Annotated in this window: 15 protein-coding genes; 13 read left to right on the forward strand and 2 right to left on the reverse strand. The window is 54.0% G+C overall.

Features of this window, described 5'->3' with window-relative positions; translation table 11 throughout:
* The first annotated feature begins 82 nt into the window (after positions 1-82).
* Positions 83-4660, forward strand: coding sequence for a diguanylate cyclase (locus CIG75_RS09685; protein ID WP_094236473.1), 4578 nt, complete (start codon positions 83-85; stop codon positions 4658-4660).
* A gap of 43 nt (positions 4661-4703) precedes the next feature.
* Here CIG75_RS09685 and CIG75_RS09690 read toward each other — a convergent pair whose 3' ends face one another.
* Positions 4704-5087 (reverse strand): hypothetical protein, encoded by a 384-nt coding sequence (locus CIG75_RS09690; protein WP_094236474.1) that lies wholly within the window; start codon positions 5085-5087, stop codon positions 4704-4706.
* A 118-nt stretch (positions 5088-5205) separates the two neighbouring features.
* On the opposite strand from CIG75_RS09690, the gene CIG75_RS09695 reads away from it, so the two are divergent.
* From CIG75_RS09695 to CIG75_RS09745, 11 genes are all read left to right on the forward strand, one after another.
* A complete protein-coding gene (locus CIG75_RS09695; protein ID WP_094236475.1) occupies positions 5206-5673 on the forward strand; it encodes a hypothetical protein in 468 nt (155 codons plus the stop codon).
* Positions 5657-6091, forward strand: coding sequence for an OsmC family protein (locus tag CIG75_RS09700; RefSeq protein ID WP_227874394.1), 435 nt, complete (start codon positions 5657-5659; stop codon positions 6089-6091). The genes CIG75_RS09695 and CIG75_RS09700 overlap by 17 nt, the downstream gene beginning before the upstream one ends.
* Positions 6088-6276, forward strand: coding sequence for a hypothetical protein (locus tag CIG75_RS09705; protein WP_094236476.1), 189 nt, complete (start codon positions 6088-6090; stop codon positions 6274-6276). Before CIG75_RS09700 ends, CIG75_RS09705 begins: the two co-directional genes overlap by 4 nt.
* A 73-nt stretch (positions 6277-6349) precedes the next feature.
* Positions 6350-7645: a GAF domain-containing protein gene (locus tag CIG75_RS09710; RefSeq protein WP_094236477.1), complete on the forward strand. Its 1296-nt coding sequence runs from the start codon at positions 6350-6352 to the stop codon at positions 7643-7645.
* The gene (locus CIG75_RS09715; RefSeq protein ID WP_094236478.1) at positions 7645-8685 is read left to right on the forward strand and encodes a tetratricopeptide repeat protein; all 1041 of its coding nucleotides are present in this window, start codon (positions 7645-7647) and stop codon (positions 8683-8685) included. The genes CIG75_RS09710 and CIG75_RS09715 overlap by 1 nt, the downstream gene beginning before the upstream one ends.
* Positions 8682-10544, forward strand: coding sequence for a DUF2194 domain-containing protein (locus tag CIG75_RS09720; RefSeq protein ID WP_094236479.1), 1863 nt, complete (start codon positions 8682-8684; stop codon positions 10542-10544). The genes CIG75_RS09715 and CIG75_RS09720 overlap by 4 nt, the downstream gene beginning before the upstream one ends.
* Positions 10541-11947: a GT4 family glycosyltransferase PelF gene (gene pelF, locus CIG75_RS09725; RefSeq protein ID WP_094236480.1), complete on the forward strand. Its 1407-nt coding sequence runs from the start codon at positions 10541-10543 to the stop codon at positions 11945-11947. Before CIG75_RS09720 ends, pelF begins: the two co-directional genes overlap by 4 nt.
* Positions 11947-13527 (forward strand): exopolysaccharide Pel transporter PelG, encoded by a 1581-nt coding sequence (gene pelG, locus CIG75_RS09730; protein ID WP_094236481.1) that lies wholly within the window; start codon positions 11947-11949, stop codon positions 13525-13527. The genes pelF and pelG overlap by 1 nt, the downstream gene beginning before the upstream one ends.
* Positions 13524-14456: an RluA family pseudouridine synthase gene (locus CIG75_RS09735; protein ID WP_094236482.1), complete on the forward strand. Its 933-nt coding sequence runs from the start codon at positions 13524-13526 to the stop codon at positions 14454-14456. Before pelG ends, CIG75_RS09735 begins: the two co-directional genes overlap by 4 nt.
* Before the next feature lies 1 nt (position 14457).
* Complete coding sequence (locus CIG75_RS09740) at positions 14458-14703, forward strand: YuzB family protein (protein WP_227874427.1); 246 nt, start codon at positions 14458-14460, stop codon at positions 14701-14703.
* Between the two features lie 57 nt (positions 14704-14760).
* A complete protein-coding gene (locus CIG75_RS09745; RefSeq protein ID WP_094236484.1) occupies positions 14761-15219 on the forward strand; it encodes a GNAT family N-acetyltransferase in 459 nt (152 codons plus the stop codon).
* Here CIG75_RS09745 and CIG75_RS09750 read toward each other — a convergent pair.
* Positions 15216-16232: a YeiH family protein gene (locus CIG75_RS09750; RefSeq protein ID WP_094236485.1), complete on the reverse strand. Its 1017-nt coding sequence runs from the start codon at positions 16230-16232 to the stop codon at positions 15216-15218. The two genes, CIG75_RS09745 and CIG75_RS09750, sit on opposite strands and share 4 nt — an antisense overlap.
* Positions 16233-16358: 126 nt before the next feature.
* On the opposite strand from CIG75_RS09750, the gene CIG75_RS09755 reads away from it, so the two are divergent.
* Positions 16359-16718 (forward strand): hypothetical protein, encoded by a 360-nt coding sequence (locus CIG75_RS09755; protein ID WP_157729483.1) that lies wholly within the window; start codon positions 16359-16361, stop codon positions 16716-16718.
* Positions 16719-16751: the final 33 nt, after the last annotated feature.

The raw sequence follows: 16751 nt of genomic DNA on the forward strand, positions 1-16751 counted from the left end.
CAACTCAACCTATCACTTTGATTTATTTTTGTGTTAAGATTAATCTAGTAGAACTGTATCGGCAGAATGGATGTGACGTTCCATGACGGAGACCCTGCAGAAATTGGTGGACACCGGCTATACCATTGTGGAGCAAATCGGGGCTTGCCCCTATTTTGGTGAACACTTGGCAGGTTTGGATAAGACAGATGAAAAAGTACGGCTGGTACGTTTGGCACCACATGTGGTGTCGTTTATTGGTCATGACCAGATCGCTCTGCGTGCTCGCCTTTTCCAAGAAGTTGGTCTGCCGATGGCACGGGTGCGCGAAGTTTTCTCCGTAGACGGGGCCAGCTTCGTCGCCTATGACTGGCAAGAAGGAGAGCAGTCGCTGTTGGAGTATACGGCAGGCAAGCCGCTGCCGGTCATACTAGAAGTGCTCAAGCAGCTCTGTGACGCGATCGCGATTCTGCACAGCCGCACGATGTGGCATGGTGGGATCTCGCCCGATTACGTGTTGGTCCGACCGGATGGCAGTGTGCGGTTGCTCACCATGCTGACCGACGCGCCATTGTCGCTGTACAACGCGCGCGGTGCGGATGACTCTTTACAATATTTTGCTCCGGAAACGATGACGATGAGCCCGCTCGATGCGCGAACGGACATTTACAACCTCGGCGTACTCTTCTATCTCGTCTTGACCGGGCACTTCCCATTTGACGAGAATGGGGACGGGACTTTGTATCCGCCATCTCGCTTTAACGAACACATTCCGCCGCATGTAGATCGCTTGGTACTGAAGATGATCAATCGTAGACCAAGCAAGCGATTTCAGTGGATTGGACAGATCATTGATGAGTTGACTCGCACGTTGGGTCGCCATGACTCGATCTGCCACGTCGATTTGCAAACATACGGCTCCCAATATCTGTTCTCCGCCGAATTTACCGGGCGTGAGCAAGAGGTTCAGACGTTGTCTGCGTTCTATGAGCGGATGATGCTTGGCAGTCGCCAGTCCTTGTTGATCACAGGTCAGGTCGGTGTGGGCCGCAAACGTTTGATCTACGAAGTGTCGGGGCACTACGTGCACGACGTGTCGGTCATCTCAGCGACGGTGCGCGAGACGCCGTTTGGGGCGGTCGAACTGTTGATCATGAAGTTGTTCCTGCTGTGTTTTGCCGTACCGAAGTTGGAGCGTTTGGGACGCTTGTATGTGAACCGACTGAGCAGCGTGTTGCCGCGCGTTGCGTTTGAGTACCGAGATATGGTTACCCCAGACCCTGGCGAACAGAAGCAACAAGAGCCCGAAAATTTGTTGTTCGAATTTTTCGCAGAGATTTTGGAAGCGTACGGTGAGCCGATGGTATTCGAGTTGTACGATGCACACCTGCTCGATGCCGATTCACTGCAATTTTTCAAAAAGTTGCTCGCTCAGGAGAACTTGGCGTTGGGGTTTGTCGGCGTGACAGACGCACCGACTCAGGCATTGTCCGTATTGTTCCAAGAACAGCTGCATCTTGAACCACTGCCGCTCGATGTGATGCGGGAGGCGGTGCGCTCGCGCTTTGGCAGCGCCGACTTCCTGAGCGATGAGTTCATTCAGTGGCTCAACTATCACGGGCGCGGATCGACCGATCAGGCGTTCCAACTTCTCGAATATCTCGCTGACACCAAACAGATCTATCAAGAGCGCTACATATGGCACATGGTGCCCGAATCGGTGGAAAAGTTTGAGATTCCGCAGTCGATGGAATCGTTGATCCTCTTCCGGTTGCAGGCCCTGCCACCTCATGCAAAAGAAGTTTGCCAAGTGCTGTCCTTGTTCAAAGGCTCGATGATCGTCGAGGCTGCGGCCCGAGCGGTCGGCTATGCTAAGCCGCAGGATCTGCTGCCCGTACTGCGTCAGTTGGAAGAGCAAGGGTTGATCTGGCAGATGCACAATCTGTACGGCTTCACTTCGAACAACATCAAGGATCACATCTTCCAGACGATCTCGGAGGATCGGAGATCGGAGATGCATCGGACTCTGGCCGACTGTTTGCTCCAAATCGGTTCCACCTCGTATATGGAAGTGGCTTATCACTTTGAAGCGGGTCACGAGTGGGAGCGGGCGATCTATCTGAACATCATCGGAGGACGCCGCTGGTACCATCGCGGTCTGTTTGCAGAAGCGGACTCGCAGATCAAGAAGGCGATCGAATTGTACGAGCAAATTCCGCATCGCAAGTGCCCGAACTCCCTGTATCTATTCCGAGCGCGGATTTTGCGCCTGCTCGGAATGCTGGAAGACTCAGCCGCTGTGATGACCGATCTGTATGAGCGTACCGAATCGTTGTCTGTGCTGATCTCGCTGTTGCTCGTCTATGTCAACATCGGTGACTTCCAAGCGATCAAGCCGCATGTGCAGTACTTAGAGGAACAGATCAAGACGTGCACCATCGCCGAGCAGGACAAGCTCTATGGGATGGTCGCTCTGGCGATGTACTATCTGGAAAGTGGCGCTAACTACGAGTTCATTCGCGAGATGGAGCGCTACCAACAGCAGCATGGGCATCGTTTGCGTGAGACTTTGAAAGTGCGGCACTACGTATCTTGGCTCTATAACCTGCAAGTGCTTTTGATGAGCGTGCCGGGCGTGTCGTTTGAAGATCGCTCGCGCTATTTGCATGAAGCGGCGTCGCTCGCAGAGCACTCGAACAACCGTCAGGCGCTGGTCGGGATCTACAACTGCATGGCGATCGGTTTTCAGGAAACCGATCCGTTGCGTGCGAAAGATTACTACTTGCAGTCGGCCAACCTCGCAGCCGATCTGGGCAACCGCATGAAAGAGGCGATCGCCTACATCAACTTGGTCGAGACCTATCGTCTGCTCGGTGATATGTACCATTCACAGCGCTATATCGAAAAGGCGCGAGAGACTTGCCAGACCGTTTTCCCAGGGGAAGAAATCGCTTTGCTGCGCCATGAGATCGAGCATTTCATGTTCATTGAAGAGTACGAGAAGGCGGAGCGAGTGATCGACACCTTCGTACGTGTTGCAAAAAAGCAAGGTCGTAAATTGATGCGCGATCACGCGTTTCTCTATCGCTTTCGCACCGCGATTTCCCTCGGAAAGCGGAAGCGGTGTCAGCGGATGTGGCCGATTGTAGAACGGATCTGCGAACAGCGTGACTTTGAGATCGAGCATCAATTGTTGCGCGGGTACTACTACATTTTCATCGGACGCTGGGAGGAACTGATCGAGGAGTTCAGTCAATTGGTACTGGAACTTGAAGTGCCGACCGAAGTACGGATCAAACGTCTCTTGATGCTGACGACCGCCTGTCAAAAGGCCGGTCGGAATGAAGAAGGTTTGCAAGCGGCGCATACGGTACAAAAGCTGATCCACAACACGGGCTATATCGGCTATCTGTCCTCCGCTCATTTCTATCTGGGACGGCTCTATCAGCAAACGCGTCAGTTTGTCGAAGCCAATCTCAACTACAAGCGGGCATTGATGGGATTCCGCAAACTCAATCAACAGACGCGCCTCGTGCAGTTGGATAAGCTGATGCGCCAGACCAACCAGGAACTGGTCTCGCAAGCCAACCAGATCATCGACGATATGAAGCATGTCGTCGCCGAGGCGGCACCAGGCTTGGTGAAACAGGCGGAAGTGAGCAGTGATAAACTGCGCACCTGGTCGGGCAAGATGGTCGAAGAGCGTCAAGAGCTGGTCGATACGTTGACCGACAACGAAATTCTGCTCGATGCGATTCGCCGCGTCTCTTCGTCAATCATGGTCAAGACGGTCTGCGAGAACTTGGCTGCTGTCATCTTTGAAAACATGCTGTTCGACAACATTCATCTGATGGTCAAGTTGGCCCCGGAGCGGGTGGAGCACATTCATTTGAATGAGCAGTTACAGGCGGTGCCTTTCACCAATCTGGAAGTGGAGGAAATGGTAGCGAAGGTGGTCGAACTGGAGCAGCCGATGGAAGTGGAAGGTCGTAGTTGCTATCTGTATGGTCTGCCTGTTTTTTCACATGATCAGCAGGTGATCGCCGTGATGGTGCTGGAAAAATTGAGTCTGCAAACGCCGTTCTCCGTGCGGGATAAGCGCTTTCTCAACTCTTTTGCCCAACTGGTCTCCTCCAACGTGGAGAACGCGATCATGTACGAGGTGATGATCACCGACAACTTGACCGGACTGTATCAGCGCAACTACTTCATGAAGCGTTTGTCCGAGGAGTTCAACAAAGTCAAACGCTACGGCATCGACCTGTCCTTCCTGATGATCGACCTCGACAATTTCTCCTCGATCAACAATCGTTTTGGCCACAATGAAGGGGATCGTGCCTTGCGCATCGTGGCGAAGACCTTACAGCGTTCGGTGCGAAACGTTGACATCGTTGGGCGTTTTGGCGGGGAAGAGTTGATCGTCATTTTGCCAAACACGAACGGAACGGCGGCACGGATCGTCGCTGAACGAGTGCGAAACAACTTGCGCAACATTTCGATTGAAGGCAACCGCTATCAGATTACCGCATCGATCGGCGTGTCCTCCTACGATATGGATCAGCCGTCAGATGCCACCGATTTATTTGACAAGGCGGACATGGCGGAGACGTATGCCAAGCGATTTGGCAAAGACCGTGTCGTCTGCTTCTGGGAACTCCCGCATGATGAATTTGATATGTAAGTTGACAAAAAGACCGCCAAGCAACTGCTTGACGGTCTTTTTGTTATGAAAACTGTAAAAAGTAAAGCGCGACGATCGGGAAAAGGATGTGGAACACAGCCGAAACGTACATGCCGACGCTGTAGCGGTACCAGCGAACGAAAAGCCCGCTAGTAAGATCTCCGCGTAAAGCGAGCAGGAAGCAAAGCGACTCGATGATCGTCACGATGCCGAACCAGGTCAGAGGACGTGCCACGTTCATGACGGTCAGTACGTACAGCAGGTAGAGGCCGGTGATGGCATACATGATTTGACGAACCCCGTTGCTCATGCCGGCCGCTTCTAGTTCATGAAAAAAGCCCGCTGGCTTTTGCTTGAACGTCTGCCAGAAAGAGAGGACGGAAAGCAAGAGCAGGAGATAGGATAGTACGATCAGGACAGTTTGCAAAGCAGAAGCCTCCTCAAGTGAAAAAAGTAAAACGTAACTGGGCTTATGGTACATGAAAAAGTTTGGTACGTATAGACTATCCGCTAAGGGAGAAGTCGGGAAAGGAGTACGAGATGTCTTGAAAAGCACGGAGAGAAACCCACAGGTGCTGGATGCCTATTATCGGGCGCATGAGGGCATCGTGAAGGACCTGTCTCATTATTACCAAAGCAAATCAAAGGAAGAGCTTTGGTTGATTCGGGCGGAGTTAACGCGCAGGCGGCATGTGCTCGGCAATATTCCGCTGCTCGCTTCGACGACCCCGATCGTCTTTTTGATCTTCGGTACACAGGTCAATAAATATTTTCCGCACGATTCGCTGCGTTGGATGATTGTCGCGGTCTCGTCGATTTTGATTATCGTCTGGTCGATCAACCATCATTTTCGGCAAAAGGGACGTGTGCATCTCGACTTGTGGCTGATCGAAGAGATCATGAAAGAACGTTTCCAAAATGCTGGTCGTGCTGTACAATTGGAAGAGGAAGGTACTGGGGCTTGGCCCCATCCCGAGATAGAAAGGGTGGAGCGCATTGAACATAAGCATTGATTGGCACGGCAAACGCAAATTTGAAGCGGTCGGCAATTCAGGTCATGCGATCACGATGGATGCAAAGGCAGAAGTCGGTGGTGAAGATACGGGCGCGCGTCCAATGGAGCTTTTGCTGATGGGACTTGGCGGATGCTCGGGCATCGACGTGGCGATGATCTTAGAAAAAGGCCGATTGACACTAGAAGAATTTCGCATGGAAGTATCAGGGCAACGCGCTGAGGAAATGCCGCAACGTTTCACCGACATACATATCCATTACATTCTGAAAGGTCCTGATTTGACACAGGACAAGGTCGAACGGGCGATTGAACTGTCCAATGAGAAATACTGCTCCGCTTCGGCATCTTTGAACGCGAACCTGACTGCGTCCTATGAACTGAACGGCGAGCGTTATGAAATGGGAGGCAAGGCATGATTATTAAATGCACCGACTGCTATGAAGAAAACGATGTTCGAAACAACCGTTGCTCCCGCTGTGGGCGTCTGATGGACGATGCGCGCCGCGAGCAGACTCGCGATCATTTTGAATGGCAGCATCATGATGCGCCGAACACGATCGTGCGCCGCGACAAGCGTGACGGAGGCCGGAAAGTTTGGTAAACGAGCACCCTCGCCGTTTCGGCAGGGTGCTTCTCACTAATGAACGTGTGTTAAGACTTCAGGAGGTCGAGACATGATACCGTTTCGTCGGAAGCTGACAGGGTTCCTCGAAGTTCTGATCGGATTGGGACTGATTGTTGGCTTTTTCCCCGCAACGACTTTACTTTACGTAAATCCTTCTCCTTTTTTTCTCTTTGTCATCTATGGCGCTTGGGTGGCCGGTCCATTGATCGGTGTGTTGTCGGGACTTTTGTCCTCCGTGCTCTATTTGGCAATGCTGACCACTACCACCGCTTTTCCCCTCAATGCGCTATGGACGTTCATCATCGCAGATCCGACTCACTATTTGACACCCATGTTTTTGATTGTTGCAGGTTATGCATTAGGGGAACTGCGGACCACGCTGGAGCGGCGCATGCAGCGTATGCGCGATCAGGCGTCGCTGATGCAGCAGGAAGCGTTTGAAGCGCGATCGCGTCTGCAACAGGCGGAGACCGCACTGGTGGAACTGCAAGGCCGCGTGCTTGGGCAGACCGCTACGATGACCCGTCTTTATCAGATCGCGCAGAGTTTAAATGTGCTGTCTGTCGAAAAAATCCTCACCGAACTGCTCGGTGTGCTGGAAGACCTGTTGCAAGTAGAGCAAGCGAGCATCTACCGGGTGGAGGAAGGCAACCGCTTTGCCCGCCTCGCGGTGCGGGTGGGGCCACCCGCTTGGTCGAACTCAGTCACGGCTGACACGCATGAGCTGGTTAAAATGGCGATCGAAGAAGGCAAAGTGTTGACCTTCAAAGACGCGAGCGAACGTCCGGCCCCGATCTATATGGTTCCGATCTTCCGCCACCAGCGCACCTACGCGCTGATCGCGATTCACCGTCTGCCTTTGTCAAAGGTGACGGTCGATACGACGCAATTGCTCGAAGTGGTGACGAAATGGGCGTCCGACTCGCTGGAGCGGGCGACCGCGTATGAAGAGGCTCGCATGAGTGATGCCACCTATCCGAACTCGCGCTTTTTGCGCGCTCCCTATTTTCATGAGCAGTGTGGCATCGAGCATGATCGGTTCGAGCGCTACGGTATTCCATACACGATTGTAGAAGCGACCCTGAACACGACCATCGCGGACGAGTTCGTGCCAGAGATGCTCACCGACCTGCTGCGCGCCAAGATGCGCACGTTTGATCTGGCAACATGGGAACCGGAGACGAAACGTCTACTGCTGCTGTTCCCGACGTTGGAGAAGCAATATGCGGAGGGCGTGGCACAGCGCATCTGGGAACGATTAGAGAGTGAACAGTTTGAAGTTCTTTCTTCGCGCGTTCTGCACAATGATTGTGAGATCCAGGCAGTCCAGCAGGTTGAAGTGTGATGAGAGTCGATTTGAAGCCCAGAAAAGACAAACACGGTAAGCAAAAAGCTGTCGAGCGGTTGACCGGTGCACGCCATTTGCGCTCGATCGTGGTGTTCGCCATGTTTGCAGTGTTGGATGTCCTGTTGTTCGTTTTGGCTTTGCAAGGCATGGCATGGCTGCTCATACTGCGTGGCGCGCTGGCCTTGCTGACCGCACACCTCGCGCAGCCGATCTCCTCCTTGCGACCGTGGAGTTCGCGGCAGGCTCTGATCGCGCTAACCTGCTTTCTCATGCCAGGGGTCGGCGGTCTGATGGCCGTATATTGGTCCACGCGGGTGACCAAAGTGCAAGGGGCGTGGATGGACGTACCGACGGCACAGGAGGCGTACCGTTCGCCGATCGACTGGGGTGGTGTGCTCGATGTCGTACCGTTGATCGATGTGCTGGAAGGCTCCGACCCGAAGCGAAAAAAGGGCGCGCTCTTGCAGGCACAATCGATGCAGTCTGAGATTCAGGTGCCAGTGGTACGCATTGCGCTCGATGATGATGATCCGGAAGTGCGGTACTATGGAGCCTCTCTGCTGTCACGTGCAGAAGCGGTCCACTCGATACGCATTCGTCAGTTGGAGCGCGAGTTGGAAAGCAAGCCTGAAGATGTGGAAACATGGAACAAATTGGCCGAAGAGTACGGTCAGATCATCGAGGGTGGGATCGCCGGAGCAGAGCTGTCCCGCTTTTATCTCGACAAGCGGATTGGCGTACTGAATCAATCGTTGAGCCTCGATCCCGATCAACCGAATGTGGGAATTGAGAAAGCGCAAACATTGTTTCTGCTCAACGCTGATGAAGAGGCTGAACAGGAAGCGAAGCGGTGGCTGGAAACGAGCGATTCGGACGTCACCGACCGGGCGCTAGGTGTCCTGATCCAAATCGCGTATCAGCGCAACGATCAGCAGAGCTTGGTGCGAGCGGTGCAACAGGTGTCCGATCGCAACCAGCTGTCGGAAGCTGTGCGCGGCTTGGTGCACCTGTGGGAAGGGGGAGAGAAGAAAGCATGACGAAGAAGAAGTTGCCTGCTTTTCGGATCGCCCTTTATGTGCTTTTGTTGGCGGTCGTAGCACTCACCGTGCCTACCCGCGTACAAGAGTGGGTGAACGATGACAGGCGTTGGGAGCCTCCGCTCTCCTTTGATACGATCAAGCGAACGGAAATTCCTAACGAGCCCCATCAGCGCTACCTGCTGCTCTATCATGACAAGGCGGACATCCCAGAGGCGTTGCGCACGCGCGATAACCTGTCGATGGCGCTTCGTTATTCCAAACTCCCGCATGATGTGATGTCATTTGACGAGTACAACAAGTTGAACACACCGTTGCAGCGCTATGCGCAAGGGGCGGTGATCATCATCGGTGAGCGCCAGAGCGACTTGCCGCACGTCGATCTCTTACAGCGCTATGTCACAGAGCAGGGCGGACTGTTGATCAATGCGCTGCGCAGCCCGTCTTCACCGCTCAATTCGTTTTTTGGAATCGAGGGGAATACAGATTTTCTGGAAGATTCGCTAGGTGGATTGAATTGGACCGAATCGATCTATCCAGGGCTATCCGAATTGGTGGTATCTGCTGACAAGTTCAGTTCGTCCTCGCTGTCACTGAGTTCCGGACTGTCGCAGGAATCAAAGATCTGGGCAACGGCGTTAGAACCGGAAGGCTATCCTTTGCTCTGGGTGGCGGAGCGCGGTTCCGGTCATGTGATGTACTGGAACACCACCGCTCTACAGGAGTCGCCGATGCGGGGGGCGTTCATCCAGACGATGCTGAAAGCACAAGGCGGGGCTAAGGCGACAGTCGGTGCTCAAGTTTGGTTTATCGATGACTTCCCTTCTCCTGCCTATAGCTTGGTCTCGCCTGGCAACACGACGGGGATGACCGATTACAACTTCCGCTTGAAGCGCTGGGACCCAGATATGCAGGACCTTTCAAAAAAGTATGGGATTCGCTATTCGGCAGGCGTGATCTTCATGTACAACGACACAGTCACTGGACCGTTTGACTATGTAAAAAGCGGGCAGGAGACACTGTTTGCGCTGGAAGTGCAGTTGATGAACAACGGTGGCGAGCTCGGGTTGCACGGGTACAATCACCTGTCGCTTCGTAAAAGCTATACACCATCTGAACAGGAATTATACGGATACAAACCGTGGCCGTCCGAGCATGCGATGCTGGAAGCGTTGCTCACCGCGCGGAAGCTCTGGCAACAGGAGATCAAAGCGCCGCTTCCGACGATGTATATACCGCCGTCCAACGTGTTGAGCCGAGAAGGGAAGTTCCAGCTCTATAAAGCGTTTCCAGAGTTAAAAACGATCTCTGCGCTCTATGCGACCTCCGGTAAACAAGGCGAGTTTTCACAGGAGTTCCTGCCTGATCCGGACATCCCGCAGATCATGGGCACACCTCGGGTCACATACGGTTATTCGCTGGAAGATGATGATAAATTTAATCTGTACAGCGTGATCGGGAATCTGGGGATCATTTCGCACTTTAACCACCCGGACGATGTTTTCAATGATGACCGGAACATGGGGAAATCGTGGGCCAATCTGCGCAGCGATTTTGAAGCGCTGATCGGTGAAATCAATTCGCGCTTCCAATGGTTGCAGCCGCTGACGGCGACCGAGCTGTCCGACCGCCTGCGGATGTATTACCAGACGGAGGTGCAGTTCGACCGTTCGCAAGAGGGGCGATTGACTGCCTATCTGTCGCCACTTCAAGGCCCGATGATGCTGGAAGTGCGGGTCGAAGATCCGTTCGCCTGGCAAGTCAACACCGGCGGTGAGATCGTCGCCCGCAATGAGGAGTTCGGGTTGATCTGGGTGGAAGCACGAGAGCCCAAACTGGTCCTGGAGGTGGCGAAGTGAAGATAAGCTTGCTGCTCGAAGGGACCTATCCTTACGTTCAAGGCGGTGTCTCCTCTTGGACGCACCAGTTGATTCGCACGATTGCAGACTGTGAATTTTCGATCGTCTACATCGGCGCAACGCGGCAGCCTGATGCAAAATACAAGTACGAATTGCCACCGAACGTCAGCGGCGTGCAGGAGATCTATCTGCACGATCAAGATGAGGTGAGCGGCAGTCTGTGGCGCTGGCGCAAACGCGACCGGGAAGAGATGCGCCACTTTTTCAAGACGGGCGAACTGCCCAGCCGTGAGACGCTGATGATCGTTCGTTCGAAGAAACACACGCCGACGGTGGAAGCGATCCTAGAAGAAAAGTGGGCGTGGGATGTAACATTGGAAGTGTATCGCGAACTGCCGAACGCTCCGGCGCTTGTCGATTTTGTCTGGAACTGGCGATCGATGTGGTTGCCAATCTTGCGCCTGTTGCGCGCTCCGCTACCACCAGGGCAGTTGATGCACGCAGCTTCGACCGGGTATGCAGGATGGTACGGAGCGGTGATCAACCGCTTGTCCGGCCAGCCAATGATCGTCACGGAGCATGGGATTTACACGCGGGAACGCGAAGAGGAGATCGTGCGAGCCGATTGGGTTTCGATGCCGCTGAAAAGCTGGTGGAACCGATTTTTCATCCGAGTTGGTCAGGCGGGGTATGGCGCTTCGAAATTTGTGACGACGCTGTCCCAAGGCAATCAAAAGGCACAGTTGCACTACGGAGTAGAGCCGATGAAGATGCGGTTGATCCCAAACGGTGTCAATCCAGACTTGTTTGCGCATATCGAACCGACGCCAGATCGTCCGTTCACGATCGGCGCGATCCTGCGGGTGGTACCGATCAAAGATGTCAAAACGTTACTGCGGGCGATGGCGGTCGTACTGCGCCAGAAGCCGGAAGCAAAATTGATGCTGATCGGGCCACAGGATGAGGACAAGGAGTATTATGAAGAGTGCTTGGCCTTGATCGATTCGCTCGGGATTGCGTCGGCGGTGATCTGGACCGGGCCGGTCAACATATTGAACTATCTCGCAAAGCTCGACTGTATTTTGCTGACCTCGATCTCCGAAGGACAGCCCTTGGTGATGCTGGAAGCGATGGCGGCAGGTCTGCCGATCGTTGCGACAGATGTTGGCGCTTGTCGGGAGCTGATCGAAGGGTTTGCAGGCGATGAACTTGGCGACTGCGGCTATGTCACCAAGCTGATGACGCCCGATGACACCGGGGCCGCGCTGTTGAAGCTGGCGAGCAGTCGCGAACTGCGCTTGGAGATGGGGCGGATCGGACGAGCGCGAGTGCAGCGCTATTACACGCTGCGCCATGTGATGCGCGAATATCGCAAGCTGTACGATGAGGCGGTGATGTCGTAATGGCGGGCATTGGGTTTACCCTGCGCAAAGCGCTCGGCAACATGGGCCTGCAAGGAAAATGGCGAGTCTACAGCGCTGCGGCATTTGTGGCGGCCGGACCGTGGCTTTTGACGTTGATCTCGCTATTCCTGTTATTGTCATGGAGCAAGGCGTTCGGGCTGCAAAATGATCAGCGCGACCTGTTTTTTGCGACGATCACCTATGCGATGATCAGTTCCAACTTGATCTCGACGACCGCACAGTTCTTTTTGACCCGTTATCTGGCCGATGCGTTGTATGTGGAGGCGCCAGAAAGGCTGTTGAGCGGCTTTACTGGTGTCTATCTGTACACGGGTATTGCTTCGCTGGTGTTGTCAATTGCGATGCAGTGGTTTTTACCTCTGCCGATCGCTTATAAGATCTGGACGGTCGTGCTAACCGTGATCTTGACTCAGCTCGGCCTGATCATGATCCTGCTGTCGGCCGCCAAAGCGTACTGGGACATCGCGCGAGGCTTTTTGCTCGGGCTGTTATCGCTTGGCTTGATGGCGCTGGTCTACGGCATCTACATGAAAATGGCTGGGTTGAAGGCCGATCAGACGGTGGTGCTCGGCATGTTTACGCTCGGTCAGGGCGTCGCCTTTTTCTGGCTGGGTAGCGTGGTCGTTCGCGATTTTCCAGGTCAAATTCCGGTGCTGTATGAGGTGAAACCGCAATTTAAGCGCTATCCGGAACTGATCGGGATCGGGTTCTTTTACGCGATGTCATTGTGGATCGACAACGGGATGTATTGGCTGTCCGAGGGCAGCTTGCTCGTCGGTGGCAGTTATCTGTTGTCACCGGGGTATGATTTGGCCAAGTTTTGGACGTTTTTGGCGTTGATTCCGGCGTTTACTCTGTTTTCGGTCAACGTCGAGACCGAATTTTACAAGGTGTTCCGGCGTTTCTATGATGCGATCGAAGGTGGGGACACGCTGGCTCCGGTGCGCATGTTCGAAGAGGAATTGCGCATGGAGACCAAAGCGGCTCTGCTGAGGATGATGAAAATTCAAGCGTTCGTGGCGATGCTCGCATGGGTGTTTGCCCAGCAGGTGAAGCATATCTATCCGAACGTGATCGATATTTTTCAGTGGACGATCATCGGTTCGGTGCCGCATATGGTCTGGATCACCGCCTTTTTGCTCTTGCTGTATTTTGATGCGCGCAAGCAGGCGATGTGGGCGGCGGGCATTGCGATGCTGGCCTTGTTTGTGGGCGGTGAAGTGGCGGTCCGATTCCATTGGTCACCAGGTGCGGGCTATCTGCTCGGGACGGTGCTGATGCTTGTGGTGACGCTTTGGCTGTTGAATCGCCAATTGGATCGACTGCTGTTTTATGCGTTCTATGACCCAAATGGGGTGCGCAAGCGCTGGCTACCTCCGGCCGCGAAACCGAACATTCAACAGCAACGCCTTGGCTATCCCGTGCTCGATGCAGAGGAAGAAGAGCGATTTATCCAACGCCAGGAGGAAGAGAATAGGTGGTATCAGGGGATGACGCTTCCGTCACGCAAAAAAAAGCACAGCCGCAAGCAGGCAAAGGAGGACGAAAGCGGTAAATGAAAGATGAATTGTACTCCTTAACGGTCGATGCAGAATTGGCCGGGCGGCAGATCAAAGACGTGCTACAAAAACATTTGAAAATGTCGCGCAAGGTCATTCGCAAGCTGACGCAAGGGCAGGGGGTGCTTCTCAATGGAGAACCGACTTGGACTTCTTGGCGTTTGGCGGAAGGTGATCAACTGCGCCTGCTCATCCCGGCGGAAGAGTCGGTCGATATTTTACCGGAGCCGATTCCTTTTCAGCAGGTGTACGAGGATGAGGATGTGCTGGTCGTGGAAAAACGAGCCGGCTTGATCGTGCATCCCACCTCAGGTCACTGGACGGGCACGCTGGCGAACGGAGTTGTGTATGATTGGCAACAACGGGGCATCGTTGCCCGCTTTCGCCCTGTGCATCGCATCGACCAGTGGACGTCCGGATTGTTGGTGATTGCGAAAAATCATCATGCGCATCAGTTTTTGAGTCGTCAGTTGATGGCACGCACGATCGACCGGGCCTATGAAGCGATCGTCCACGGTGTTTTGGCGCAGGATGACGGATTGATCGTGGGGCCGATCGGACGCAGCGACGATGATTTTCGAGTGCGCGTGGTTCGTGACGACGGACAGGAGGCGAGCACCGAGTATCGCGTGACGGAGCGGTTTGCTTTCGGAACGCAGATCGAGCTCAAGTTGCATTCTGGCCGCACACATCAGATTCGTGTGCATATGAAACATATTGGACACCCGTTGTTTGGAGATGCGATGTACGGCACGACAGACGATGCGGATTGGATCGAGCGACAGGCGCTCCATGCCAAGCGACTCGGATTTGTACATCCGCGCACTGGGGAGAAAATGTTGTTTGAGTCGCCATTGCCGGAAGAGATGAACGCCTTGGCGCAGAAGCTGCGCCGATCGGATGAGGGAAGGAGTGACACGCGTGTCTGAGATGGAAAAACAGTTTGTGTTGGAGTGCTGTTCGAGCAATGCGTTTTTGGACGATATCCAGACGATCGATTGGCTGTCCAAAACCTATCCGGAACTGGCGATCGAGCCGGACGGATGTCTGGACCGCTGCGGGATCTGCATGCGCTATGCGTATGTGGTGATCAACGATGATTTTCTTTATGCGAACAGCGTGGAGGAGCTAAAAGAGCAGATCATCAGCTACATCGAAAATCATCGCCAAGGTTAAGCAGACGCCAAACAGTTGTTAGACCAAGGACAGCAGAGCAAGTAAGGGGCTGGCGAGATGGAGATTCGAGCGGTTGCGGAACACGACTATGCGCATGTGGTACGGGTGGTTAACGACTGGTGGGGTGGACGCTCCATGGCCGACATGCTGCCTAAGCTGTTTTTTGTGCATTTTCAAGAGACAAGCTTTGTGGTGGAAGATGCAGGGGAAGTGGTCGCTTTTCTGATCGGCTTCGTTTCGCAGACTTTTCCGCAAGAAGCGTACATACATTTTGTTGGGGTACATCCGCAGTATCGGAAGCAGAAGCTGGGGAAGCGCCTCTATGACCTCTTTTTTGAACGGGTGCGCGAAAAAGGCTGTACGACTGTACGCTGTGTGACCGCTCCGATGAATCATGGGTCGATTGCTTTTCATACGCAGTTGGGATTCCAGATTGAAAAAGTGGCAGAGGATTACGACGGTCGCGGACAAAACCGCGTGCTGTTTGTGAAGAAAGTAGCAGAAACCACCGCTTAGAGCGGTGGTTTTTGTATGGAGAGCAGGAGAAGGGTCAGCGCGGAGAGTAGTAGAGAGGTGACGGTGATGATCAACAGCGGGCGAGCCGCTTTTTTGCGTAGATCACCGAGCGAGATGTTGAGTCCGAGGCCCACCATCGCCATGGCGAGCAAGAAGGTGGTCAGGGTGGAAATCACGCGCAGGACAGCGTCCGGCAGCGGGAACAGGGTTCCGGCGAGGCTCAACACGAGGAAGCCAAGCAGGAACCATGGGAACTCGATCGAAGCTGAAGTGCCCTCTTTTTTGCGGAGCCAGAAGAGCAGCAGAAAAGAGAACGGGACGAGCAGTAAGACGCGACCGAGTTTGGCGAGCAGGGCCAGCGCCAGCGCATCTTCTCCGGCTGGGGCGGCAGCGAGGGCGACGTGGGCCAGTTCGTGCAAGGAAAGACCGGACCAGATGCCGTATACGCTGTCTGAGAACGGAAGCAATGGGCGCAACAGCACATAGCTGACCGAAAATAAGGTCCCGATCAGCGCGATGATGCCGACGGAGAGCGCCGAATCTTCCTGCTTGCTACGCAAAATCGGAGTGACGGCTGCGATGGCAGCTGCGCCGCAGATTCCAGTCCCGATGCCGAGCAGCAGGGTGAGGGAGAAGTCTGCTTTCCACCATTTGGCGAGCAGGATGGTCAAGCCGATCGCAAAAAGAATGACAAGAGCGTCGAGGGCCAGCAACGGCAGTCCGTTGCTGAGCAGCAGGTGGAGATTGAGTTTCAAGCCGTATAGCATGATGGCGATCCGCAGCAGACGCTTGGAGGAAAATTGGATACCGCTGCGCAGTGCTTCGGGATATCCGAATTTTTGTCGGTACAGCACGGCGAGCAGGATGGCACAGGCCAGCGGACCGATTTGGCTCAGGCCAGGCAGTTGGGCCAGTCCGAAGCCAAGAAGGGCGAGGAGTAGCGTAAAGAGGATGCCGGAGACAACCGAGAGACGGGGGTCTCGCTTCAGGGAGTGTTTGGTGATCGTTTCCATCTATGAGTCCTTCTTTCATCCATGAAGTGGTATCTTGAGTATAGCGTGAGTCCGAATTTTTCTTAAATCGAAAGTCTTTATCCAATTCATAAGGATGTCTTATGGTCGAGAGGGGGACGTTTGGTGGTGAAAAAGTGTACGGGTGTGATCTTGCTTGTCGTGATCTTGCTGGCGATAGGACTGATGTTCGCCATGGCAAATCAGAAGTTTGCTGCCGGAGTGGCGTTGTTTACGGGAGCAGAGCAAGTGCTGGTGGCAGAGTCGGAGCACGGTTCGACCTATCTGGTGCGAGCGGAACAGGGCATGGAGTGGATCAAGGCGCATTTGGCGGAACAGGGATGGGCGTATACGGACCAGATGGGGGCTGAGTTGCTTTTCGAGCGTGCAGATGGGCAACGACTTCACGCGTCTGTGCGCAGGTGGGCAAGATATTTTCAGGAAGTGCAGATCGAAATACCAGAAGCGGTCACATCGACGGGGATGTGATCGCTTTTTTATTTGCAAATCATCGCCAAAAAC

It is taken from the genome of Tumebacillus algifaecis, assembly GCF_002243515.1.
Classification (GTDB): Bacteria; Bacillota; Bacilli; order Tumebacillales; family Tumebacillaceae; genus Tumebacillus_A; species Tumebacillus_A algifaecis.

What these genes read in the sequence shown, in the direction of transcription:
- CIG75_RS09745 (WP_094236484.1), top strand. Translation starts at nt 14,761, where the DNA reads ATGGAGATTCGAGCGGTTGCGGAACACGACTATGCGCATGTGGTACGG.
- CIG75_RS09685 (WP_094236473.1), top strand. Translation starts at nt 83, where the DNA reads ATGACGGAGACCCTGCAGAAATTGGTGGACACCGGCTATACCATTGTG.
- CIG75_RS09710 (WP_094236477.1), top strand. Translation starts at nt 6,350, where the DNA reads ATGATACCGTTTCGTCGGAAGCTGACAGGGTTCCTCGAAGTTCTGATC.
- pelG (WP_094236481.1), top strand. Translation starts at nt 11,947, where the DNA reads ATGGCGGGCATTGGGTTTACCCTGCGCAAAGCGCTCGGCAACATGGGC.
- CIG75_RS09705 (WP_094236476.1), top strand. Translation starts at nt 6,088, where the DNA reads ATGATTATTAAATGCACCGACTGCTATGAAGAAAACGATGTTCGAAAC.
- CIG75_RS09715 (WP_094236478.1), top strand. Translation starts at nt 7,645, where the DNA reads ATGAGAGTCGATTTGAAGCCCAGAAAAGACAAACACGGTAAGCAAAAA.
- CIG75_RS09750 (WP_094236485.1), bottom strand. Translation starts at nt 16,232, where the DNA reads ATGGAAACGATCACCAAACACTCCCTGAAGCGAGACCCCCGTCTCTCG.
- CIG75_RS09740 (WP_227874427.1), top strand. Translation starts at nt 14,458, where the DNA reads ATGGAAAAACAGTTTGTGTTGGAGTGCTGTTCGAGCAATGCGTTTTTG.
- CIG75_RS09720 (WP_094236479.1), top strand. Translation starts at nt 8,682, where the DNA reads ATGACGAAGAAGAAGTTGCCTGCTTTTCGGATCGCCCTTTATGTGCTT.
- CIG75_RS09735 (WP_094236482.1), top strand. Translation starts at nt 13,524, where the DNA reads ATGAAAGATGAATTGTACTCCTTAACGGTCGATGCAGAATTGGCCGGG.